The organism is Microbacterium sp. Y832, assembly GCF_057669765.1.
The window spans coordinates 216,274-240,344 of sequence record NZ_JBYHFM010000003.1 but is presented as its reverse complement, the minus strand read 5'-3'; the positions used below and the strand labels follow the sequence as shown (position 1 = coordinate 240,344).

Genomic DNA, 24,071 nt, shown 5'->3' with positions numbered 1-24,071 from the left:
CCCATCTCCACTCAGTGAGGACGGTTCCCATGGGCGTGAGCCCGCTTTCTGGCGACCTCAGCGGGTTTCCCCCCGCTCAGGGCATGTACAACCCCGCGTTCGAGAAAGATGCGTGCGGTCTCGCGATGGTTGCGACGCTGCGCGGCACTCCCGGTCACGACATCGTCGACCACGCTCTGACGGCGCTGCGCAACCTCGAGCACCGCGGCGCGATCGGCTCGGATGCCGGCACGGGTGACGGAGCGGGGATCCTGACGCAGATCCCCGACGCGTTCCTGCGCGCCGTCGTCGACTTCGAGCTGCCGTCTGTCGGCGAATACGCCGTCGGCATGTCCTTCCTGCCGCGCGATGACGCCCAGCGCACCGCCGTGAAAGAAGGCATCGCCCGCATCGCCGCCGACGAGGGCCTCGTCGTACTCGGCTGGCGCCTCGTGCCCACGCGCGAAGAGCACCTGGGCAAGCTCGCTCTGGCGGCGCGCCCCGACTTCGAGCAGCTGTTCCTGTCCCGCCCCGCCATCGGCGGCGCTCCGGCGATGTCCGGTGTTGCTCTGGACCGTGTGGTCTACCGTCTTCGCAAGCGCGCCCAACATGAGTTGGGCGCGTATTTTGTTTCCCTCTCGTGTCGCACACTCGGCTACAAGGGCATGGTCACGACGCTTCAGCTCGAGCCGTTCTTCCCTGATCTTTCCGACGAGCGATTCGCCAGTGAGCTGGCGGTCGTGCACTCGCGCTACTCGACCAACACCTTTCCGTCCTGGCCGCTCGCACAGCCCCTGCGCATGCTCGCGCACAACGGCGAGATCAACACGGTGCGTGGCAACCGCAACTGGATGCGCGCGCGCCAGTCGCAGCTGGAATCCGAGCTGCTGGGCGACATGGCACCGCTGCTTCCGATCTGCACGCCCGGCGCGAGCGACTCGGCCTCGTTCGACGAAGTGCTCGAGCTCCTCACGCTGTCCGGCCGGAGTCTGCCGCACGCGGTCATGATGATGATGCCCGAGGCCTACGAGAAGCAGGCCGATCTCGACCCCGAACTGCGCGCGTTCTACGACTACCACGCGCTGCAGATGGAACCGTGGGACGGCCCCGCCGCCCTCATCTTCACCGACGGCACCCTCGTCGGTGCGACCCTCGACCGAAACGGGCTGCGCCCCGGCCGCTGGACCGAGACGACCGACGGCCTCGTGGTCATCGGCAGCGAGACGGGCGTGCTCGAGTTCGAGCCCGAGCGCATCAAGCGCCGCGGGCGCCTGCGCCCCGGGCGCATGTTCATCGTGGACACGGCCGAGGGCCGCATCGTCGAAGACGACGAGATCAAGACGCGTCTTGCCCACCTCGAGCCGTGGGGGCTGTGGCTGCGTCAGCGTCTGCAACTCGAAGAGCTCCCCGACCGCGAGCACATCGTGCACCCGATCGCCTCGATCACGCGTCGACAGCGCACCTTCGGCTACACCGAAGAAGAAGTCCGGATGCTGCTGACCCCCATGGGGCAGACCGGTGCCGAGCCGCTCGGCGCGATGGGAAGCGATACGCCCGTCGCCGTGCTCAGCGAACGCCCGCGCCTGCTGTTCGACTACTTCACGCAGCAGTTCGCGCAGGTCACCAATCCGCCGCTGGACTCGATCCGCGAAGAGATCGTGACGAGTCTGCGCGCCGGCATCGGGCCCGAGCGCAACCTGCTCTCGTGGGGTCCGGATCACGCGCGGCAGATCACGCTGGATTTCCCGGTGCTCGACAACGACGAACTCGCGAAGATCCAGAACATCCACCGCACGATGCCGGGTCGCCGCGCCGTGACGCTGCGGGGTCTCTATCACTTCGATGCCGGCCAGGGCGTGCTCGAGGCGCGCCTGCGTGAGCTGTGCGCCGAAGCGGACACCGCGATCGCGGAGGGCGCCGAGTTCCTCATTCTGTCCGACCGCGACTCGAACAAGGACCTCGTGCCCATCCCGTCGCTGCTCCTGCTCTCGGCGGTGCACCACCATCTGATCCGCAACGAGACGCGCATGAAGGTCGGGATCGTCGTCGAGGCGGGTGACGTGCGCGAAGTGCACCACGTCGCGACGCTGCTGGGCTACGGCGCATCCGCGGTCAATCCGTACCTCGCGATGGAGACCGTCGAGCACCTCGTCCGCACGGGCTTCATCACGGGAATCTCGGCCGAGCAGGCTGTGCGAAACGTCATCCGGGCGCTGGGCAAGGGCGTGCTGAAGATCATGTCCAAGATGGGCATCTCGACCGTCGCATCGTATTCGGGGGCACAGGCCTTCGAGGCCGTGGGCCTGGGGCAAGAACTCATCGACGCGTACTTCACGGGCACCGAGAGCAAGCTCGGCGGCATCGGGATCGATGAGATCGCAGCTGAGAACCAGGCGCGCCACGACTTCGCCTACCCCGAAGACGCCGCGGCCCGCGCGCACGAGCGACTGTGGACCGGCGGTGAGTACCAGTGGCGCCGCGACGGTTCGCCGCACCTGTTCAACCCCGACACGATCTTCCGGCTGCAGCACTCGACGCGCACACGCCGGTACGACATCTTCCGCGAGTACACGAAGCTCGTCGACGACCAGGCGCACGAGCTGAAGACGCTGCGGGGACTGTTCCGTCTCAAGACGGGGGAACGCCCGCCCGTGCCGCTCGACGAGGTCGAGTCGGTGGCATCCATCGTCGCCCGGTTCTCGACGGGGGCGATGAGCTACGGCTCGATCTCGCAAGAGGCCCACGAAACGCTCGCGATCGCCATGAACAGCATCGGCGCGAAGTCGAACACGGGCGAAGGCGGCGAAGACGTGGACCGACTTCTGGACCCGACACGCCGCAGCGCCATCAAGCAGGTCGCTTCGGGTCGTTTCGGCGTCACGAGCCTCTACCTGAGCGAGGCCGACGACATCCAGATCAAGCTCGCTCAGGGCGCGAAGCCCGGCGAAGGCGGACAGCTTCCGCCGACCAAGGTCTACCCGTGGGTCGCGCGCACGCGCCACGCGACGGCAGGCGTGGGACTCATCTCGCCGCCCCCACACCACGACATCTACTCGATCGAAGACCTCAAGCAGCTCATCTTCGACCTCAAGCGAGCCAACCCCTCGGCGCGCGTGCACGTCAAGCTCGTGAGCCAGTCCGGAATCGGGGCGGTCGCTGCGGGCACCGCGAAGGCCCTCGCCGACGTCATCCTCGTCTCGGGGCACGACGGCGGCACGGGTGCGAGCCCCCTCAACTCCCTCAAGCACGCCGGCACGCCATGGGAGCTGGGTCTGGCTGAGACCCAGCAGACGCTCATGCTCAACGACATGCGCGACCGCGTCGTCGTGCAGGTCGACGGCCAGCTCAAGACGGGCCGCGATGTCATCATCGGCGCCCTGCTCGGGGCCGAGGAGTTCGGTTTCGCCACGGCGCCGCTGGTCGTCTCGGGATGCGTCATGATGCGCGTCTGCCATCTCGACACGTGCCCCGTGGGCATCGCGACGCAGAACCCGACGCTGCGCGCGCGTTTCACGGGCAAGCCGGAGTTCGTCGTGAACTTCATGGAGTTCATCGCCGAAGAGGTGCGCGAGCTGCTCGCCCAGCTCGGCTTCCGCTCGCTCGACGAGATCGTCGGCCGCACCGATCTGCTCGACGTCGACGACGCCGTGCGGCACTGGAAGACCGACGGCCTGGATCTCGCGCCGATCCTGGCCGGGCCGAGGTTCGCCGATGACCAGCCGCGCCGGCACGCACGCGATCAGGAGCACGGACTCGAGGAGCACTTCGACGTGCCGCTCATCGAACGCGCTCAAGAAGTCATCGCCGAGGGCGGACACATCGCGCTCGACCTGCCCATCCGCAACACCGAGCGCGCCGTCGGAACGCTGCTGGGTCACCACGTGACCCGCGCGCACGGCGAGCACGGGCTGCGCACGGGATCGATCGAGATCAACCTCACCGGGTCGGCCGGACAGTCCTTGGGCGCCTTCCTTCCGGCGGGCATCACGCTGCGCCTCGAGGGGGATTCCAACGACTACGTCGGCAAGGGCCTGTCCGGAGGTCAGATCATCGTGCGCCCGCCCCGGGCGGCGGCGTTCGACGCGGCGCACAACGTCATCGCCGGCAACGTCATCGGCTACGGGGCGACCCAGGGAACGATGTTCCTCGCCGGTGTCGTGGGGGAGCGGTTCTTCGTGCGCAACTCCGGCGCGACCGCCGTCGTCGAGGGCGTCGGCGACCACGCGCTCGAGTACATGACGGGCGGCCTCGCCGTCATCCTCGGCACGACAGGGCGAAACCTCGGGGCGGGCATGTCCGGAGGCACGGCGTACGTCCACCGGCTCGACCCGGCGCTGGTCAACCGCGAAGCGCTCGCCAACGGCGAGCTCGAGCTCGGGCAGCTCGGATCGGGCGACGCGGCCATGCTGCGCGATCTGCTCGAGCAGCATGTCGCCCACACCGGATCGGCGCGCGCGGCATCGCTGCTCGCGGACTTCGAGACCGAGGTGACGAACTTCGTACGGGTGCTGCCGCGCGACTACGCCGCCGTGATGCACACAAGACAAGCCGCCGTCGCCGAGGGACTCGATCCCGACGGAGACGTCGTGTGGAACCGCATCCTGGAGGTGACGGGTGGCTGACCCGAAGGGCTTTCTGAAGACCACCGAGCGTGAGCTGCCGGCGCGGCGCCCCGTTCCCGTGCGGATCATGGACTGGAAAGAGGTCTATGAACCCGGTGACAGCGCCGTGCTGCGCCGCCAGGCGGGCCGCTGCATGGACTGCGGCGTGCCGTTCTGCCACCGCGGTTGTCCGCTCGGCAACCTCATCCCGGAGTGGAACGACCTCACGTGGCGCGGCGAGGGTCGGGCGGCGAGCGAACGTCTGCACGCCACCAACAACTTCCCCGAGTTCACAGGACGGCTGTGCCCGGCCCCGTGCGAGAGCTCGTGCGTGCTGGGCATCACCCAGCCCGCCGTGACGATCAAGCAGATCGAGGTGTCCATCGCCGATGAGGCGTTCGGAAAGGGATGGATCGAGCCGGAGCCGCCCGGGCGCCTCACGGGTCGGACGGTCGCCGTCGTCGGATCGGGACCGGCCGGCCTCGCGGCCGCGCAGCAGCTGACCCGCGCGGGCCACACGGTGGCCGTCTTCGAGCGCGACGACCGGATCGGCGGACTGCTGCGCTACGGCATCCCCGACTTCAAGATGGAGAAGAAGCACCTCGAGACACGCCTGCGCCAGATGCAGGACGAAGGCACACGATTCCGTGCCGGCATCGAGATCGGTGCCGACCTGTCGTGGGACGACCTGCGCGCGCGGTACGACGCGATCGTCGTTGCGACAGGCGCGCCGGTTGCGCGCGAGCTGCCCCTGCCGGGGCGCGACCTCGACGGCGTGCACACCGCGATGGAGTACCTCGTGGAGTCCAACCGCGTCGGAGCCGGCGACATCGTGCCGAACCAGATCACGGCTGCGGGCAAGCACGTCGTCGTGATCGGCGGCGGTGACACGGGAGCGGACTGCATCGGGACGGCGCACCGCCAGGGGGCGCTCAGCGTCACGAACCTGGCGATCGGCCGGCGCCCGCCGGGGGAGCGGCCCGAGCATCAGCCGTGGCCCACCGCCCCCACCCTGTTCGAGGTGCAGTCGGCGCACGAGGAAGGCGGTGAGCGCTCGTATCTGGCGTCGACCGTCGAGTTCCTCGGGAACGGCGCGGGAGAGGTTCGCGCGCTGCGCGTGGCCGAGACGGAGTTCGTCGACGGACGGCGTGTCCCCAAGCCCGGTACCGAGCGCGAGATCCCCGCAGACCTCGTGCTCATCGCGATGGGCTTCACGGGCCCTGACCGCGAGCTGCTCGAGAACCAGCTCGGGGCGCGCTTCACCGAGCGCGGCATCCCCTCGCGTGATGCCGACTACCAGACGACGACGCCCGGTGTGTTCGTCGCAGGAGACGCCGGTCGCGGACAGTCACTCATCGTGTGGGCGATCGCAGAAGGGCGCTCGGTGGCGGCAGCCGTCGACGCATTCCTGATGGGCAGTACGCAGCTGCCCGCGCCCGTGCGACCCGACGATGTCGCCATCGGCCTGCCGTCCGCGTAGGCTGGCGAAGGCTTCCCCACTCGCACACCATCGGAAGAAGCACGGATGAGACGCGCAAAAATCGTCGCCACTCTGGGTCCCGCAACGTCGTCGTATGAGATGGTCCGAGCGATCATCGATGCCGGTGTCGACGTCGCTCGCCTGAACCTGAGCCACGGCGACTACTCGGTCCACGAGACCAACTTCGCCAATGTGCGCAAGGCCGCCGAAGACGCGCGGCGCGCCGTCGCGATCCTCGTCGACCTGCAAGGACCGAAGATCCGACTCGGCAAGTTCGCGGACGGCCCGCACGAGCTCGCCGTCGGTGACATCTTCAAGATCACGACCGAGGACATCGTCGGCACGAAGGAGATCGTCTCGACGACGTTCAAGGGTCTGCCCCACGATGTCAAGCCGGGCGATTTCCTGCTGATCGACGACGGCAAGGTGCGCGTCCAGGTGGTCGAGAGCGACGGCACGGTCGTCACCACCAAGGTCATCGTCGCCGGGCCCGTCTCGAACAACAAGGGCATCAACCTGCCCGGTGTCGCCGTCAACGTTCCGGCGCTCTCCGAGAAGGACGAAGCGGATCTGCGCTGGGGCCTGCAAGCCGGTGCCGACTTCATCGCGCTGTCGTTCGTCCGTTCGGCGAAGGACGTGCAGCGCGTGCACGTCATCATGGCCGAGGAAGGGCGACACGTCCCGGTCATCGCGAAGATCGAGAAGCCGCAGGCGGTCGAGAACCTCGAGGAGATCATCGACGCCTTCGACGGCATCATGGTGGCCCGCGGCGACCTCGGCGTCGAGCTTCCGCTCGAGGCCGTGCCGATCGTGCAGAAGCGCGCCGTCGAGCTCTGCCGCCGCATGGCCAAGCCCGTCATCGTCGCGACGCAGATGCTCGAGTCCATGATCGAGAACCCCGTCCCCACGCGCGCCGAGACGAGTGACGTCGCCAATGCCGTGCTGGATGGCGCCGACGCGGTCATGCTGTCGGGCGAGACGAGCGTGGGGCACTACCCCGTCGTCGTCGTCGAGACGATGGCCCGCATCATCGCATCCACGGAAGAGCACGGCCTGGAGCGCATCCAGCCCTTCACGACGAAGCCCCGCACGCAGGGCGGGGCGATCACGCTCGCCGCGCTCGAGGTCGCCGACTTCGTCGAGGCGAAGTACCTCTGCATCTTTACCGAGTCCGGCGACACGGCACGTCGCATGTCACGCTTGCGCCCGGCCATCCCGATGCTCGGGTTCACGCCGGAACCGGACATCCGCCGCCGCATGGCGATCACGTGGGGCGTGCAGTCCACCCTCGTGGAGCACGTGCCGCACACCGACCGGATGTTCATCCAGGTAGACGACTACCTGCTGTCCAACGATCTCGCCGCCGTCGGTGACAAGGTGGTCGTCATCTCGGGATCGCCTCCTGGGATCGTCGGCTCGACCAACGACATCCGCGTCCACAAGGTGGGTGATGCCGTGCACGGCAAGGCCCCCATCTATCGCGAGTAGCGCGCGAGCGAACGGCGAAGGCGGTCACCCCTCGGGGTGGCCGCCTTCGCCGTTCGGTGCGGGTGTGCGCGCTACATGAGTTTCGTGGACTGCAGCATGCCTTCCATCTTCTCGTTCATGCCGATGAGCGGCCTGCGCAGCACGAGACCCAGCAGGAGCATCGGGATCACGAACGCGAGCAGCCAGCCCAGAGAGATCCACAGGTCGGCCCGATAGATCCCCGCGAGCGCCGCACGGAAGGCATCGATGGCGTGCGTGGCGGGAAGGAACGGACTGATGTTCTGGAACCACTCGGGCAGCAGTGCCAGGGGATAGGCTCCGCCGGCGCCCGCCACCTGGATGACGAGCAGGAACACGGCCAAGGCCTTGCCGGCCTCGCTGAACGAGACGACGAGCGTGTACATGATGAACGTGAAGACGAGGGAGCTCGTCCATCCGACGAGCATGAACAGGAACGGATGCACCGGGTCAAGACCGACGAGGAGGATGTTGCCGAGGAACACCAGCGTGCTCTGTGCCAGGCCCATGAGCGCGAAGATCGCGTAGCGCCCGAGGAACTGCTGGTGGAGCTTGAGCGGGGGGCCGCCCGGCGACGCACGCGTGGGCGGGTCCACCCGCAGCGTCACAGAGAGAAGCAGAGCACCCACCCAGAGCGACAGAACGGTGTACAGGGGAGCCATCCCCGCACCGAAGCTCACGACGGGATAGACCGCGATCCGCTCCACTCCGATGGGCTGCGCGAGTGCCCTGGCGAGCACGGACGGGTTCGAACCGATGATCCTGCCGATCATGCTCAGATCGCCGGAGTCGATGGCACGGGACAGCGACGCCTGCAGCTTCTCGACCGAGTCGGCTGCCGTGGAGAGCGCCTCTGCGAGCGCACCGTTGTCTCGCGCGGCCGCGTCGAGCAGGGAAGCTGCACCCCCGGCCACGTTCGTCACGGCGGCCACATCACCCGCGATGGCGCCCAGTCCAGCACCCACGGCGGTGAGATCCGCCCCCAGTTGGTCCAGAGTGGGCTTCAGGTCGTTCGCGTACACGCTGTTGGCATTGGCGAGCGAAGCCTGCGCCGCCGCGATGCGGGTGTCGAGTTCGTCGCGGAACTGCTGAAGGTCGGCGTTGCCCGCGGCGAGCCCGACCGAGGCCTCTTGCATGCGGTCTTCGAGAGCCTGCTCCTGTGCGATCGCGGCGTCGAGGCTGTCGAGGATCACCTCGAAGGCGGGCACATCCTCTTCGGGCAGGTTCGGCAGGACGTCATTGACGAGCCTGTCGCGCAACTCCTGCTGTTTGCTGATGAGATCGGCGAGCTGATCGGACATCTCGCCGATCATCCCGATGATCACATCGGTGTCCGCGTCCACGCTCGAGAAGATCCGCTCGACCTGGGTTCCGAAACGGCCCAGTTGCTCGCTGCTCGCGGTCACCGCCGCCGCCAGCGCCTGCGTCGCCTGCGCGATCGCTCCGCCGGCATCCTGCGAGGCTCCGAGCCCTTCCTGCACCTTGCCGGTAGCGGCAGAGAACTCGGACTCGACCGTGCTCAGCAGGCTCGAGGCGCCGTCGACGAGCGGCACGCTCGACTCGAGCAGGGCGGTGAACATATCAGCCGTCCCCGCCGCTGCACGCAGTTGCACCGCGACCTGACCGACGTGGGCCTCGATGCGGGCGAACGCAGCCTGCGCCTCGGAATCACCCAATGATGTCGTGAGCGAGGAGACCAGGCTGAGGGCGATGTTGCTGAGCTCCTGAGTGAACTCGGCGTTGATCTTCGCGGACAGGTCATCGGCGCCCTCACTCGTGATGAGCGGCGCCAGCGGGTTGGATTTGTCGTTGGTGTAGTAGTCGATCTGCGTGCGCTGGGAACCCGCCGTGTAGAACGTCAGCATGCGTTTGCTGAAGTCCTTCGGCAGCACCATCGCGGCATAGTATTCGCCCGATGTGGTGCCCGCGATGGCATCCTCCTTCGTCGTGATGACCCAGTCGAGCTGGTCATTCGCTCGCAGCGCAGACTCGACGATGCTGCCGATGTTGAGGTGAATCGGGATGAGCGGGCTCGTGTATCCCTCGTCGACGCTGGCGACGGCGACCTTGAGGTTCTTGGTGTTGTCGAACGGCTCCCAGCTGCCGATGACGTTGAACCAGGTGAATGCCGAGGGGATCACGATGAGGCCGCACAGCACGATGATCGACATCACATTGCGGGTGGCGCGGCGCAGGTCGGCGCGGAAGAGCTCCCAGATTCCGCTCATTTCTGCGCCTCCACTTCAGCGAGTTCTCGTCGTATCTCCGCTTCGGGCATGTCGCCCACCTCCGTCGAGAGACGCAGGCTGTAGCGCATGTACTCGAGCGTGATGAGCAAGGCGAAGATGACCACGAGCCACAGAATCCACAGCCCCACGAACTCGGTCTTGTTGTCGGGGAAGGCCATCGCGAGCCCGGCGAGCACGAACACCCCGAACAGTCCGACCGCGACGATCGCGGTGCGCATCTTGCGGTAGGACCGAGCGAAGGGGAGCGCGCGCTTGGCGAGCCGCTCCTTGTAGCTTGCGCGGTCCGCGAGTGCCCGCAGCAGGTGGTTGAGGCGGTAGCCGGCGCCCGACGGGGCGCCGTCCTCAGAGACGAACAGCTCCGTCGCGCGGACCTGCTGCGTGAAGAGCCTCGTGAGGTTGGAGACGCGGGGCCGCAGGACGAGGCCGAGGAAGAACGCGAAGGCGACGAACAGGGCGAGTGTCCCCATGTAGCGCCAGTACGCGAAGCCCGCGAAGCCGCTGATCACTTCACGCATCGCGTCGATGCCGTAGGTGAACGGGAAGAACGGGTACAGCGACTGGAAGAACTGCGGCATGAGTTCGATCGGATAGATGCCGGATGCTCCGGGGATCTGCATGATCACGAGGATCACCACGAGGCCCTTGCCGACGTAGCCGAACGTCACCGAGAGCGCGTAGATGATGCTGAGATAGCTCAGCCCGATCAGGATCGGAGTGACCACGAACACGAACGGGTTGACGTGCTGCACGCCGATGATGAGGTTGCCGATGCTGAGGGTGATGGCCTGCGCCACGGCGATCGAAGCGAAGAGCATCCATCGGCCGAGGTAACCCTGCCGTTCCGTCAGGCTCGGCACTCCTTCGCGGTCGACCTCGAGCTTGAGGATGACCACGAGCACGAACGCGCCGATCCACAGTGAGAGGTTGATGAACAGGGCTGCCATCAGCGACCCGTAGGTCTTGGTCGGGAAGATGGTGTGCTGCGTCACGACCACCGGCGCCGACATGAACTCCGCGATCTGCTCGGGGTTCAGCGAGGTGAGGCTCTGCAGCTCCTGCAAGGCGGCCGCCCCGCCGATGGTGCGCAGGTCTGTGACGGCGATGCCCATGTCGCCTTCGAGCAGGGCGAGGTCGGCGTCGAGGCTCGCGAGAGCCGTCGAGGTCTGAGCGAGCTGACCGTCGAGCCCTGACAGCAGACCGGAAGCCTCTCCGAGGAGCGTGCGCTGCGCCGCGACACCGGCCGAGAGGGAGTTGCTCGCGGCCGTCACCTTGCCGATCGCCGCGATGGCCGCAGCCGCACCCTGGGCGACCTCGGCAGACCCGATGACGTGGCCGGTCGTGGCTTCGCCGGCGAAGCGGAGCAAGTCGGATTGCGCCTTGTCGGAGAGGGCGCGAACTTCGCTGAGGGACCCCTCGATACCGCCGAGCGCGCGATCGATGTCAGAGAGGGTGACGACTCCGCTCTGCAGTCCTTCGCGGGTGGACTGCAGGCCTGCCTGCAGCTCGCTCACGTGGTCACGGGTCTGCCCCACGATCCGTGCAGCCGCTTCGAGGTCGGCGATGATCTTGGCCTCGGCATCGAGCAGGTCCTGTTCGGCCGCACCGCTGTCGGTCTTGATCGCGGTCGCGACGGCGCTGGCCACCTGTTTCGTGAATGCGTCCGTCATCTGCGTCTGGACGGTCGTGGCACCGGTGTCGGTGATCTCGGGTGCGACCCCGTTCAACTTCTCGTTGACGTAGTAGAGCAGCTTGGGCTGGGTGAAGTCGCCCGTCGTGAGGCTGAGCAGATCTGCCGTGAACGTCGCCGGGACGACGAAGGCGGCATAGCTCTCACCGCTCTTGATCGAGTCCATGGCCTCGTCTTCAGAGAGGAAGTGCCAGCCGAGATCATCGTTGTCCTTGAGCTGCGCCACCAGCTGATCGCCGACATTCAGGTCGCCGGTGAGCGGGCTCGAGCCGCCCTCGTCGAGATTGACGACGGCGATACTGAGGTTCTTGGTGTTGTCGAACGGGTCCCAGAACGCAGAGATGTTGAACCACGCGTAGAGGCTCGGCGTGATGAGCGCTCCACCGATGATGACCCACGCCAGCGGGACGCGCCCGAAACGCTTGAGGTCGCGAGTAAAAACACGCCAGACGTTGCGCATACTTCAGTTGCCTCTCGCGAATACCGGTCTCTTCCACACTCGGTCGGAAGTCCTGAGCATGGATGAACGATGCCCGTTCGTCCCGCTCCGCGCTCACCATACCCACTGGGTCGATTCCGCCGGGCGCGTGTCAGCGGTCTGAATACCGGGCGCGATGCGTCTTCCGCGCCAGCACTGGGATCGCGGCCGGGCTAACCCGGGGTGAAGGGCAGGGTGAAATTGCTCAGAGGCCGTCGGAAGCCGGCTGTCGGAGACCTGAGTCGGAGGAGGAAGTACCGGTGGTGGGACTCGAACCCACATGTCCTTTCGGACAACCGATTTTGAGTCGGTCGCGTCTGCCATTCCGCCACACCGGCGCACGCGTGATCGCTCGGCGCGCTGCCGCGAACGACGATACCGTAGGATTCAAGGGTGACAGAGCTCGACCAGCCCGCTGAGGCGTCCGCATCCGCACCCCGTCGTGTCGTCGTGGCGGAGGATGAATCGCTCATTCGCCTCGACATCGTCGAGATCCTCCGCGACAACGGATTCGATGTGGTCGGAGAGGCCGGCGACGGTGAGACGGCTGTTCAGCTCGCCACTGAGCTGCGCCCCGATCTCGTCATCATGGATGTGAAGATGCCGGTTCTGGACGGCATCTCTGCCGCCGAGAAGCTCAGCAAGAACCACATCGCCCCCGTCGTTCTGCTCACGGCGTTCAGCCAGAAAGAGCTCGTCGAGCGCGCGAGCGAAGCGGGCGCACTCGCGTACGTCGTGAAGCCCTTCACGCCGCACGACCTCTTGCCGGCGATCGAGATCGCGCTGGCGCGCTACGAGCAGATCATCACGCTCGAGGCCGAGGTCGCCGACATGGTCGAGCGCTTCGAGACCCGCAAGCTCGTCGACCGGGCGAAGGGCCTGCTCAACGAGAAGATGGGCCTGTCCGAGCCCGAGGCGTTCCGCTGGATTCAGAAGGCCTCGATGGACCGTCGCCTCACGATGCAGGACGTCGCGAAGGCGATCATCGAGCAGCTGGCGCCCAAGAAGGACTGACGCGGCAGACCCGCGCGGCCCCGCGGCTCTCAGTCCTGCGGGAGCTTCTTGATCATGTTGGTGATGCGCACGGTCGAGCACCGCCGACCTTGATCATCGGTCACGACGATCTCGTGCACGGTCATCGACCGGCCGAGGTGGATCGGCGTGCACACGCCCGTGACGACCCCGCTCGTCGCCGAGCGGGTGTGGGTCGCGTTGACATCGATCCCCACGGCGAGTCGGCCGGGGCCAGCGTGAAGATTCGCCGCCATCGAGCCGAGCGATTCGCCGAGGACGACGTACGCGCCACCGTGCATGAGCCCGACGGGCTGCGTGTTGCCTTCGACCGGCATCGTCGCGACGCAGCGCTGCACCGAGAACTCGGTGAACTCGACGCCCATCTTCTCGGCGAGCGCGCCCATGCCGTATTCAGTGAGCCACTCGTGGGCGTCGACGGGCGCGGGGGAGGAGACGGGGTCGGGCATGGGTCTCGCTTTCGAACGCTGTCCCACCTCGCGTCTACGCTGGGAGGGTGACGGATTCCGCAAAGCCTACCCTTCTCATCGTCGACGGCCATTCCCTCGCGTACCGCGCGTTCTTCGCCCTCCCGGTCGACAACTTCACGACGAAGGACGGCCAGCACACCAACGGGATCTACGGGTTCCTGGCGATGCTGGTCAATCTCATCAAGGCAGAGAAGCCGACGCACCTCGCGGTCGCATTCGACACCTCGCGCCAGTCGTTCCGCACACGCGAGTATGCCGAGTACAAGGCGAACCGGTCCGAGAGTCCGGCCGAGTTCAAAGGCCAGATCCCCCTGCTGCAGGACTGCCTCGCGGCGATGCGCATCCCCGTGCTCTCCAAAGAGGACTTCGAGGCCGACGACATCCTCGCCACGCTCGCGACTCAGGGCGCCGAAGCGGGTTTCTCGGTGCTCGTGTGCTCGGGTGACCGCGACACGATCCAGCTCGTCACCGACGACGTCACGCTGCTCTATCCCAACGTGCAGGGAGTCTCGCAGCTCAAGCGCTACGACCGCGAGGCCGTCATCGAGCGCTACGGCGTGCCCCCCGAGCAGTACCCCGACGTCGCCGCCCTCGTGGGGGAGACGAGCGACAACCTGCCCGGCGTGCCCAAGGTGGGCGAGAAGACCGCCGTCAAGTGGCTCACGCAGTTCGGCTCGCTCGATGCGCTGCTCGATGGCGCCGACACGATCAAGGGCGTCGTCGGGGGCAACCTGCGCGACAACATCGACACCGTGCGCCGCAACCGCGCGCTCAACCGGCTGCTGCGCGACGTCGAGCTTCCCGTCGGCCCCGCCGACCTCGAGGTGCAGCCGATCGACGCCCAGGCCGTGCGCGACATCTTCGCGAGACTCGAGTTCCGCACGCTCCTGCCGCGCGTCTTCGAGGCAGCGGGTGAGCAGGCAACGGCATCCGCGACGACCCCGGCACCCGAGATGCCGTCCGTGCGCGAACTGCCCGCGGCAGAACTCGCGACATGGCTGGCCGACACCGAGGGCGCTGTCGGTGTGACCGTGACGACCGAGGGCGGGCTGCCGCAGCGCATCGGGCTCGCGCGGGCCGACGACGTCGTCGAGGCGTCATGGTCTCCCGACGTCGCCGCCGCGATCGCACGCTGGCTCGCCGATGACGACACCGCCGTCTACGCCGATGCGAAGCCGCAGATCAAGGCACTGCGCCGCGCGGGTCTTTCCGTTCGCAATCTCGCGTTCGATGTCATCCTCGCCGGGTGGCTCCTGCGCCCGAGCTTTCCGGACAAGAAGCTCGCCGACCTCGTCGACCGATACCTCGGCGAGAAGCTGCCCGAGGCCGACCCCACGCAGCTCGTGCCCGAGACCGAGGGGGCCACGCCCGGGCAACTGTCGTGGTTCATCCTGCGGGTCGCCGAGGCGCTGCGCGCCGAGCTTCCTGCGCCGGTCAGCCGCGTGCTCGACGAGATCGAGCTGCCGACTCTGCTGACCCTCGCCGACATGGAGCTCGCCGGCGTCGCGGTGTCGCATGACAAACTGTCGTCGTTCTCAGCCGAACTGGGCGCCCGCGCCGAGGCGATCGCGCAAGAGGCCTACACCACGATCGGCCGCGAAGTGAACCTCGGTTCCCCCAAGCAGCTGCAAGAGGTGCTCTTCGAAGACCTGCAGCTGCCCAAGACGCGCAAGACGAAGACGGGCTATTCGACGGATGCCGCAGTGCTCGCCGATCTGCAGGAGAGCAACCCCCACCCCTTCCTCGGTCAGCTCCTGCAGCACCGTGAGGCGACGAAGCTGCGTCAGATCATCGAATCGCTCGACGCCGCGATCGAAGACGACGGGCGGATCCGCACGACGTATCTGCAGACCGGCAGCCAGACAGGGCGTCTGTCGAGCACCGACCCGAATCTGCAGAACATCCCGATCCGCAACGAAGAGAGCCGCCGCATCCGCTCGGCCTTCGAGGTCGGCACCGGGTACGACACCCTGCTGACGGCGGACTACTCGCAGATCGAGATGCGCATCATGGCGCACCTGTCCGAAGACCCCGGGCTCATCGAGGCCTTCAACTCGGGCGAAGACCTGCACCGCTTCGTCGGCGCACGCGTCTTCTCGGTCGACCCCTCAGACGTGACGCCCCAGATGCGCACGAAGGTCAAGGCCATGTCGTACGGCCTCGTCTACGGCCTGTCGGCCTTCGGCCTGTCGAAGCAGCTGCGGATCGATCAGTCTGAAGCTAAGCAGCTCATGATGGAGTACTTCGCCCGCTTCGGCGCCGTGCGCGATTATCTGCGCTCATCGGTCGAGCAGGCGCGCATCGACGGCTACACCGAGACGATCTTCGGGCGACGCCGGCCGTTCCCCGATCTGGCGAGCCCCAACCGCGTGCTGCGCGAGAACGCCGAACGTGCCGCCCTCAACGCACCCATCCAGGGCAGCGCCGCCGACATCATGAAGGTCGCTCTGTTCCGGATCCACGACGAATTCCGCACCGAAGGGCTGAAGTCGCGCGTGCTGCTGCAGATCCACGACGAACTCGTCGTCGAGGTTGCACCGGGGGAGTGGGATGCGGCCGAACGCGTCGTGCGCGCGCGCATGGGCGACGCGGCACAGCTCTCCGTGCCCCTCGACGTGCAGATCGGGCGCGGCGCGGACTGGAACGAGGCCGGGCACTGAGGTGCACCGCCCACTCACCGGCACTGTCGAAGCACCAGGCGACTGCTTAGGCTCGAAGGCATGACCGATGCACGCACTCCCACCCCGATCGACGCGATCGCCGACGCGTGGGTCGACACCTACGCCGAGCTCGACCCTGCCGTCGCGACCTACATCGGCCGGTTCGAGCACAACGGTCGGCTCGCCGACTTCTCACCCGCCGGCCACGAAGCCCGCGCCGATGCGACGCGGGCGACCCTCGCCGAGCTGCGCCGGGCAGAGCCGGTCGACGAGATCGACGCCGTCACGAAAGAAGACCTCGCGCGCGAGCTCGAACTCGACCTCGCCCTGCACGAGGCGCGCCAGCATCTGCGCGACGTCAACGTCATCGCATCGCCCGTGCAGGACATCCGCTCGACGTTCGACCTCATGCCGACCGCGAAGACCGAGGACTGGGCGACCATCGCGACACGGCTCGGCGCCGTGCCCGCCGCGATCGACGGGTACATCGAGACGCTCCGCACGGGAATCGCCGAGGGGGTGGTGCCCGCGCGTCGTCAGGTCGTCGAGTGCGTGACCCAGATCGCCCGCTATACGGCCGACAACGGGTTCTTCGCCGAGTTCGCCAGTGAGGCGGCGCCGGCAGAGGGGCAGCTTCCCGCGTCGCTCGCCCGCGAGATCGCCGACGGGGCCGGCGCCGCGCGCGTCGCCTACGAAACCCTCGCGAACTTCTTCTCGACCGAGCTCGCACCGGTCGCGACCGAGAAGGACGCCGTCGGACGCGAGCTCTACGCCCTCAACTCACGCCGGTTTCTCGGCGCGACGATCGACCTCGATGAGACCTACGAGTGGGGCATCCAAGAGCTCGCCCGCATGGTGGCCGAGCAGACGGCGATCGCGAACGAGATCGCCCCCGGGGCATCCGTCGAAGAAGCCGTCGCCCTGCTCGAGCAGGACCCGTCGCGCAAGCTCTACGGCACCGAGGCGCTGCAGGCCTGGATGCAGGAGACGAGCGACCGTGCCGTCGACGAGCTCAGACGCACGCACTTCGACATCGCCGAGCCTATCCGCCGCCTGGAGTGCATGATCGCACCCACGAAGGAAGGCGGCATCTACTACACGGGCCCGACTGACGACTTCTCACGACCCGGCCGCATGTGGTGGTCGGTTCCCGAAGGCGTCACCGAGTTCGACACGTGGCGCGAACTGACGACGGTCTATCACGAGGGTGTGCCCGGCCATCATCTCCAGATCGCGCAGGCGGTCTACAACCGTGCGCAGCTCAACTCGTGGCGCCGTCTGCTCGCGGGCACGAGCGGCCACGCGGAGGGGTGGGCGCTGTACGCCGAACGCCTCATGCAGGAGCTCGGTTACCTCGACGACCCCGCCGACCGGCTGGGCATGCTGGACGGTCAGCGCATGCGCGCCGCCCGTGTGGTTCTCGACATCGGTGTGCACCTCGAGAAACCGCGGCTCGACGGACAGGGAACGTGGGACCACGACTATGCGCGGGAGTTCATGCGCAGCAACGTCAACATGCCCGACGAATTCGTGCAGTTCGAGGTCAACCGGTATCTGGGCTGGCCGGGGCAGGCCCCGTCGTACAAGGTCGGACAGCGGATCTGGGAGCAGCTGCGAGACGACGTGCGCGCGCGCGAGGGTGACGCCTTCGACATCAAGGCGTTCCACAAGCGCGCCCTCGACGTCGGCGGCGTAGGGCTCGACACGCTGCGCTCTGCCCTCCGTCGCTGACGGGCGGGCGGCTCACGTCGTCGCCCGAACACCGCGGGAATGCACCGGCACGCGGCACGGTTTGCATGCATGTGAATAGAGGAGTGCACGCATGACCCAGGAACTGCAGTTCGGGCTCGACACGTTCGGCGACATCACGATCGACGCGGCAGGTGAACGCGTGTCGGATGCGGAGACGATCCGGCAGGTCGTCGCCCAGGCGGTCCGCGCCGACGAGGTCGGGTTGTCCTTCTTCGGCGTGGGGGAGCACCACCGCCCCGAGTTCGCTGTCTCGAGCCCCGAGATCGTACTCGCCGCGGCGGCTTCGGTCACGTCATCGATCCACCTCGGAACGGCGGTGACGGTCCTCTCGAGCGATGACCCCGTGCGGGTGTACGAGCGGTTCGCGACTCTGGATGCCGTCTCGAAGGGCCGAGCCGAAGTGATTCTCGGCCGCGGGTCGTTCATCGAATCGTTCCCGCTCTTCGGCTACGACCTGCGCGACTACGAGGTGCTCTTCGAAGAGAAGCTCGACCTGTTCTCTCAGCTCATGGCTGAGAAGCCCGTCACCTGGCAGGGCACGACGCGCGCCGCGCTGCAGGATGCCGACGTGTACCCCAAGACCGAGGGCGGCCTCAAGGCATGGGTCGGCGTCGGCGGATCGCCGGAGTCGGTCGTTCGCACGGCGCGGTACGGCTACGGGCTGATGCTCGCCATCATCGGTGGTCCCGCACACCGCTTCCGTCCCTTCGTCGACCTGTACCACCGCTCACTGGCATCCTTCGGTCGCGAGACGCTGCCTGTCGGCGTGCACTCGCCCGGTCATATCGCCGAGACCGATCAGCAGGCGTGGGACGAGGCCTACCCCGGGTTCGAATCGCTCAACAACACCATCGGGCGCGAGCGCGGGTGGCCGGCTTACAACCGGCTGCGCTTCCAGCAGGATGTCGGGCCCGAAGGCGCCGTCTACGCCGGATCGCCCGAGACCGTGGCGCGGAAGATCGCCGACACGGTCCGCACGCTGGGGGTGCAGCGATTCGACATGAAGTTCTCGACGGGGACGCTGTCGCACGAGAAGATGATGCGCTCGATCGAGCTCTACGGCACGAAAGTCGTTCCGCTCGTGCGCGACATGCTGTCGTGAGGGGACTGCGGCATCCGTAGCATGACGATATGACCGACGCCGCCACGATTCCCGAGCGCCTCGACTCCCTGCCCTTCACGAAGCGTCACCTGCGGGTGCTCACGGGGTCGGGGCTCGGTTGGGCGCTGGATGCGATGGACGTCGGTCTCATCTCGTTCGTCATCGCGGCGCTGGCCGCGCAGTGGTCGCTGCACCCCGGCGAGACGGCGTGGATCGCGTCGGTGGGATTCATCGGCATGGCGATCGGGGCGAGCGTCGGCGGCCTGCTCGCCGACCGGTTCGGGCGGCGTCAGGTCTTTGCGGCGACGTTGCTCGTCTACGGACTCGCGACGGGGGCGAGCGCGCTCGTCGGGGGACTCGCCGCGCTGCTCGTGCTGCGATTCCTCGTCGGCCTGGGCCTCGGCGCCGAGCTTCCCGTCGCGTCGACGTACGTGAGCGAGTTCGCCCCGGCACGCATGCGCGGGCGGCTCATCGTCATCCTCGAGGCGTTCTGGGCGGTGGGATGGACGGCGGCGGCCCTCATCGGCTTCCTCGTGATCCCCGGCTCCGACGACGGCTGGCGCTGGGCGTTCGCGCTCGGCGCGATCCCTGCGGCCTACGCCATCATCGTGCGGTTGGGGCTCCCCGAATCGGCGCGATGGCTCAATCGGCGCGGCAAGCACGCGCGCGCCGACGAGATCGTGCGGTCGTTCGAGCAGTCCGCGGGCGTCTCCGCACCGTCGGTCACGCTCAGCGTCGTGGACGCCCCCGTCGCGACGTCGCTGTCATCGCGCGTCGGCGCGCTGTGGGCGCGGGAGTTCCGCGTCCGGACCCTGAGCCTGTGGGTCGTGTGGTTCTGCGTCAACTTCTCGTATTACGGGGCCTTCATCTGGATCCCGTCGATCCTCGTCTCGCAGGGCTATGACCTCGTGCGCTCGTTCGGATTCACGCTCATCATCACCCTCGCGCAGCTGCCCGGGTACGCCGTGGCCGCGTGGCTCATCGAAGTCTGGGGTCGCCGGGCGACGCTGTCGGTGTTCCTCGTGGGATCGGCCACCGCCGCCGTCCTCTTCGGCACGGCCACGACCGAGACGGCGGTGATCGCGGCGGGGATGGCGCTGTCGTTCTTCAACCTCGGCGCGTGGGGGGCGCTCTATGCCGTGACCCCCGAGATGTACCCGACGTCGCTGCGCGCGACGGGGTCGGGCTGGGCGGCCGGTGTCGGCCGGATCGCGTCGATCATCGCGCCGCTGAGCGTGCCGCCGCTGCTGCTCGCAGGAGGAGCGCCCCTGCTCTTCGTGCTGTTCGCGGTCTTCTTCGTCGTCGCGGCCGCCGCGGCGTGGGGGCTCGTCGATCGACGCGGAAGCGCGCTGGATGAACGATGAGCCGCCGTACGCTGGTGCAGTGACTCCCGTTCGCTACGTCGCCATCGGCGACTCGTTCACCGAAGGCGTGGGCGACGATCTTCCCGACGGCCGCGTGCGCGGCTGGGCAGATCTCGTCGCGCAGGGCTGGGCGGATGCCGCTGGGCAGCCGATCTCATATGCCAATCTCGCGATCCGGGGCAAGCTCGTGTGGCCGATCGTCGATGAGCAGCTCGAGCCCGCCCTCGCCCTGAAGCCGACGCATCTGTCGTTCAACGGCGGCGGCAACGACATGCTGCGCCCGCGCACGAGCATGGCGCACGTGCTGGAAGCCTTCGACCGGGTCATCCGCCGGTGCGATGAGGAGGGCGTGCAGCTCATTCTGCTGTCGGGTGCGAACCCCTCGGGACAGCTGCCCCTGCGACGCGTCATCCAGCGGCGTGGCGATGTGCTGTCGGCCGCCGTCGTCGCGCACATCGCGGAGCGGCCCGATATCGTGCGTGCACTCAACTGGCCAGACCGCGAGCTGTCCACGGCGCCGTACTGGTCGGAGGACCGCCTGCACATGAACTCGCGCGGCCATCACCGGGTCGCCGCGCGGGTGCTGACCGCGCTCGGCTTCGAGCCCCCGCAGGAGTGGTGGTCGCTGCCCACCGCCGCGCCGATCGGGGCGCGGGGTGCTGCGTACTACCGCGAGCACGTCGGTCCGTGGCTGCGGCGGCGCCTGTCGGGCACCTCGTCGGGCGACGGCCGCGAGCCGAAATTCGGCACGTGGGGCGAGGTCGTGCCCACCTCCCACTGAGCGCTATCGATCCGCGCGCCCTAACGGACCGTCGAAGGGCCTGTCAACCGGTTGGCCCGGTCGCGCGGCATCCCCGAGGATCGGTAGAGGACGGGACGCGTCGCGCGTGCCGGGAGGGAGAAACATGAGCATCGGTGCCGGAGTACTGCTGTTCGTCGTCGGCGCGATCCTCGCGTTCGCCGTCAATGTCGAGGTCGAGTGGGTCAACCTCGATCTGATCGGCTACATCCTGATGGGTGCGGGCGCGGTCGTATTCATCATCGGGCTCATCATGCTCGCGCGACGCCGGCAGACCGACTCGGTGACCCGCACGTCGGTCGACCCGACGGTGGGGGAGCAGGTCACGCGTCGCACGACCCGCTCGGACAGCGACGTCGTCTGACCCGCGGACTCACTCCGCGTCCGAGAAGACGACCACCCGGTCGCCCTCGAGCACGAACTGCAGCGCGCTGCCCTCAGGAAACCGCTCGCGCAATCGGTCGGGCATGCCCGCATCGATCGCGATCTGCACGGTCGCCGGGAACGCGCCGACTCCGCAGCCCAAATAGCTGGCGCCCTGGATGTACTCGGCGCTGGCCTCGATGTCGCTCGTGAAAACCACCATCATGCAGGTCTGGTCGGCGCCCCCCGCGACATCTTCTCCGGGCAGCAACGGGGTCAGGCCGAAGAACTCCTCGAAGCCGGAAGCTTCTCCGCTGCCGAATCCGAGGAACGCGGGCCCCTCCAGGCCGGCGTCGGCCTGCAACATCGCGACCTGACGGACATTCGCGTCGCGTCCGAGTGCCGAGATGCTCGACGCACCGACCGTCGCGGCGATGCCCACGAGGAGCGCTACGACGACCGAGCCGGCCCACAGCGCGAGGGTACTCCGGGGGAGTGAGCGCCCAGGCGCAGGATCGTCAGCGGGGCCTTCGTCTGCATCTGTGACCGCATCGACGGCGGCGTTCGTCGGCGGCAGCGGGGACGGTTCGGCGACCGGCGCCGCCTCGACGGCCTCGGCTGGCCGCGTCGCCCGCTGGGCGCGGTGTTCCAGCTCTTCGAGACGCTCCTGCGCTGCGGGATCGAGCCCGATGTCGGCGTCCGGACCGTAGGCGCGTGCGCGGAGCATCCGCAGTTCTTCTCGGGTCACGTCGTCCATCGCAAGCATCGTCGCACATCGCCGGAGGATGACCGCGTGATCAGTCGTGCCGCTTCGCCCGCAGCAGGGACGGGGCACACAGCGCGAGGACGACGACTCCGGCAGCAGCGGTGAGCGCGAGCGCGACACCGGGCCCGCTGGCATCCGTCAGCAGTCCGAAGACGAGCGCGCCACCGGCCGCGCCCAGATTGACGGCGGCGCTGATCCAGCTGCTCGCTTCGGTGCGCACACGCTCGTCGGTGCGCGCGTCGGCAGCGAGGTATCCGACGATGAGCAGGGGAGCGACGAACATCCCGCTCAGCGTGAAGCCAATGATCGCGGCGCCCGTGCCGCCGAGCAGCCCCGTGACAGCGGTGATCGTCAGCAGGACGAGCGCCAGAACGAGCAGTTGTCGTTCGAGACGCACGCGCGGGTGAATACGACCGTAGACCAGGCCGCCGACGGCGCTCGCCGCGGCGAACAGGGCGAGCAGGAAGCCCGAGAGCAGCGTGTCGGCTTCGGCGACAGCGACGGCGGGAGCGGCGATCTCGACGCAGCCCAGGACGATCCCCGGTGCCGCCATGGCCAGCACGACCGGAACGAACCCCTTCGATCGCAGCGGCGACACGGCGGGGTGCCGGTCGAGCTCGGTGCCGTGGGATCCGCGCTGGGCGCGCGACAGCGGACTCAGGATGAACAGCGCACCACCCGAAGCCACGGCGCCGGCGGCGACGGCGAGCGCCGTGAAGGGATCGATGACCACCGCGAGGAGCGCGGCGACGAGGGGACCGATGGCGAACGTGATTTCTTCGGCGACGGCGTCGAGGCTGAAGCCGGCCGTGCGCATGCGGCCGATCGGCAGCGCCGACGACCACAGCACGCGCATCGCTGCGCCGAAGGGGGGTGCGCTCGCCCCGGCGAGCGCACTGAGGTTGAGCAGCAGGGGGAGTGCTGCGTCCGGCGTGAGCCCCAGCGCGACGAGTGAGAGCGCGTGCGCGAAGCTGAGCGCTCCGAGCACGAGGCGCTGTCCGCGCCGGTCGATGAGCCGCGCACGCCACGGCGTCGCGACGACGTTCGCGATCCCGAGCACCGCCGTGACAGCTCCGGCGACGGCGAACGAGCCGGTCGACTGCTCGAGCAGCAGTACGAGAGCGAGGCCGGACGTCGCGAGCGAGAGGCGACCGAGGATGCTGGCGCCGAAGACCCGCGTGACGTGAGGGGTGCGCAGCACCGTCCGGTATGACGGACGGTCAGCGGACATGGCGGTCTCCCGTGCTCGGCGCCGGTGGCGCGCAACCGCAGAAGTCTACGGTCGGCGGAGGATCGGCGTTACTCTGGCCCCGCCGTCGCGGTGGTCGCGGACCTGTCAGTCCGCAGGCGGACGACGCAGCTTCTTGACGTCGGTGCGGCGCTTCTTCTGCGCGAGGCGCCGCTCCTTCGATCCTCGACTCGGCTTCGTCGCGCGTCTCGCACGCGCGGGCGGCCGGACGGCGTCGGCCACGAGCTCTGCCAGCCTCGTGCGCGCGGCATCCCGATTGCGCAGTTGTGCGCGATGCTCGGATGCCGCGATCGTGACGACGCCGTCGACGAGCCTGCCGCTCAGCCGGTCGAGGATCCGCTCGCGCTGCAGCGGTGTGAGAACCGCCGAGCCGGCGACATCCCACACGAGCTCGACCCGCGAGTCGGCGGTGTTCACACCCTGCCCGCCCGGACCCGACGATCGTGAGAACCGCCACGACAGCTCGGACTCGGGAATCGTGATCCTCGAGTCGACCCGAAGGCCGGGGCGATGAGCGGCGGGCATGGATCCATC

16 protein-coding genes and 1 tRNA gene are annotated in these 24,071 nt (G+C 68.0%); 10 read left to right on the top strand and 7 right to left on the bottom strand.

Features of this window, described 5'->3' with window-relative positions; genetic code table 11:
- Positions 1 to 29: 29 nt before the first annotated feature.
- The 3 genes from gltB to pyk are packed head-to-tail and all read left to right on the top strand — an operon-like array spanning position 30 to position 7,548.
- Positions 30 to 4,601, top strand: coding sequence for a glutamate synthase large subunit (gltB, locus tag AC25YV_RS06815; RefSeq protein ID WP_488123085.1), 4,572 nt, complete (start codon positions 30 to 32; stop codon positions 4,599 to 4,601).
- Positions 4,594 to 6,060, top strand: coding sequence for a glutamate synthase subunit beta (locus AC25YV_RS06810; protein WP_488123084.1), 1,467 nt, complete (start codon positions 4,594 to 4,596; stop codon positions 6,058 to 6,060). Before gltB ends, AC25YV_RS06810 begins: the two co-directional genes overlap by 8 nt.
- Before the next feature lie 45 nt (positions 6,061 to 6,105).
- Positions 6,106 to 7,548 carry a pyruvate kinase gene (gene pyk / locus AC25YV_RS06805; RefSeq protein ID WP_488123083.1) on the top strand — a complete coding sequence of 481 codons (1,443 nt, stop codon included), beginning with the start codon at positions 6,106 to 6,108 and terminating at the stop codon, positions 7,546 to 7,548.
- 71 nt (positions 7,549 to 7,619) lie between these two features.
- Here pyk and AC25YV_RS06800 read toward each other — a convergent pair whose 3' ends face one another.
- The 3 genes from AC25YV_RS06800 to AC25YV_RS06790 all read right to left on the bottom strand — a co-directional run bounded on the left by AC25YV_RS06800 (position 7,620) and on the right by AC25YV_RS06790 (position 12,318).
- Positions 7,620 to 9,794 (bottom strand): YhgE/Pip domain-containing protein, encoded by a 2,175-nt coding sequence (locus AC25YV_RS06800; RefSeq protein WP_488123082.1) that lies wholly within the window; start codon positions 9,792 to 9,794, stop codon positions 7,620 to 7,622.
- Positions 9,791 to 11,962 (bottom strand): YhgE/Pip domain-containing protein, encoded by a 2,172-nt coding sequence (locus AC25YV_RS06795; RefSeq protein ID WP_488123081.1) that lies wholly within the window; start codon positions 11,960 to 11,962, stop codon positions 9,791 to 9,793. The genes AC25YV_RS06800 and AC25YV_RS06795 overlap by 4 nt, the downstream gene beginning before the upstream one ends.
- A 273-nt stretch (positions 11,963 to 12,235) precedes the next feature.
- Positions 12,236 to 12,318: transfer RNA gene (locus AC25YV_RS06790), tRNA-Leu, on the bottom strand.
- Positions 12,319 to 12,373: 55 nt separating this feature from the next.
- Between AC25YV_RS06790 and AC25YV_RS06785 the strand changes: the two genes are divergently transcribed.
- Positions 12,374 to 12,994: an ANTAR domain-containing response regulator gene (locus AC25YV_RS06785; RefSeq protein WP_488123080.1), complete on the top strand. Its 621-nt coding sequence runs from the start codon at positions 12,374 to 12,376 to the stop codon at positions 12,992 to 12,994.
- A gap of 29 nt (positions 12,995 to 13,023) precedes the next feature.
- Here AC25YV_RS06785 and AC25YV_RS06780 read toward each other — a convergent pair whose 3' ends face one another.
- A complete protein-coding gene (locus AC25YV_RS06780) occupies positions 13,024 to 13,461 on the bottom strand; it encodes a hotdog fold thioesterase (protein ID WP_488123079.1) in 438 nt (145 codons plus the stop codon).
- 47 nt (positions 13,462 to 13,508) lie between these two features.
- Between AC25YV_RS06780 and polA the strand changes: the two genes are divergently transcribed.
- The 6 genes from polA (at position 13,509) to AC25YV_RS06750 (ending at position 21,523) form a co-directional block, all read left to right on the top strand.
- Positions 13,509 to 16,142 (top strand): DNA polymerase I, encoded by a 2,634-nt coding sequence (gene polA / locus AC25YV_RS06775; protein ID WP_488123078.1) that lies wholly within the window; start codon positions 13,509 to 13,511, stop codon positions 16,140 to 16,142.
- 60 nt (positions 16,143 to 16,202) lie between these two features.
- Positions 16,203 to 17,873, top strand: a complete 1,671-nt coding sequence (locus AC25YV_RS06770; RefSeq protein WP_488123077.1) for a DUF885 domain-containing protein — start codon at positions 16,203 to 16,205, stop codon at positions 17,871 to 17,873.
- Positions 17,874 to 17,964: 91 nt separating this feature from the next.
- Entirely contained in the window at positions 17,965 to 18,996 is a 1,032-nt protein-coding gene (locus AC25YV_RS06765) for an LLM class flavin-dependent oxidoreductase (protein ID WP_488123076.1), read from the top strand.
- Positions 18,997 to 19,025: 29 nt separating this feature from the next.
- A complete protein-coding gene (locus tag AC25YV_RS06760; RefSeq protein ID WP_488123075.1) occupies positions 19,026 to 20,360 on the top strand; it encodes an MFS transporter in 1,335 nt (444 codons plus the stop codon).
- A 19-nt stretch (positions 20,361 to 20,379) separates the two neighbouring features.
- On the top strand, positions 20,380 to 21,141 hold the full coding sequence (locus AC25YV_RS06755) for an SGNH/GDSL hydrolase family protein (protein WP_488123074.1): 762 nt from the start codon (positions 20,380 to 20,382) through the stop codon (positions 21,139 to 21,141).
- 124 nt (positions 21,142 to 21,265) lie between these two features.
- Entirely contained in the window at positions 21,266 to 21,523 is a 258-nt protein-coding gene (locus AC25YV_RS06750) for a DUF6458 family protein (RefSeq protein ID WP_488123073.1), read from the top strand.
- Between the two features lie 9 nt (positions 21,524 to 21,532).
- Here AC25YV_RS06750 and AC25YV_RS06745 read toward each other — a convergent pair whose 3' ends face one another.
- The 3 genes from AC25YV_RS06745 to arfB form a co-directional block, all read right to left on the bottom strand.
- A complete protein-coding gene (locus tag AC25YV_RS06745; protein ID WP_488123072.1) occupies positions 21,533 to 22,279 on the bottom strand; it encodes a hypothetical protein in 747 nt (248 codons plus the stop codon).
- Positions 22,280 to 22,319: 40 nt separating this feature from the next.
- Positions 22,320 to 23,519, bottom strand: a complete 1,200-nt coding sequence (locus tag AC25YV_RS06740) for an MFS transporter (protein ID WP_488123071.1) — start codon at positions 23,517 to 23,519, stop codon at positions 22,320 to 22,322.
- A gap of 105 nt (positions 23,520 to 23,624) precedes the next feature.
- Positions 23,625 to 24,062, bottom strand: coding sequence for an alternative ribosome rescue aminoacyl-tRNA hydrolase ArfB (gene arfB, locus AC25YV_RS06735; RefSeq protein ID WP_488123070.1), 438 nt, complete (start codon positions 24,060 to 24,062; stop codon positions 23,625 to 23,627).
- Positions 24,063 to 24,071: the final 9 nt, after the last annotated feature.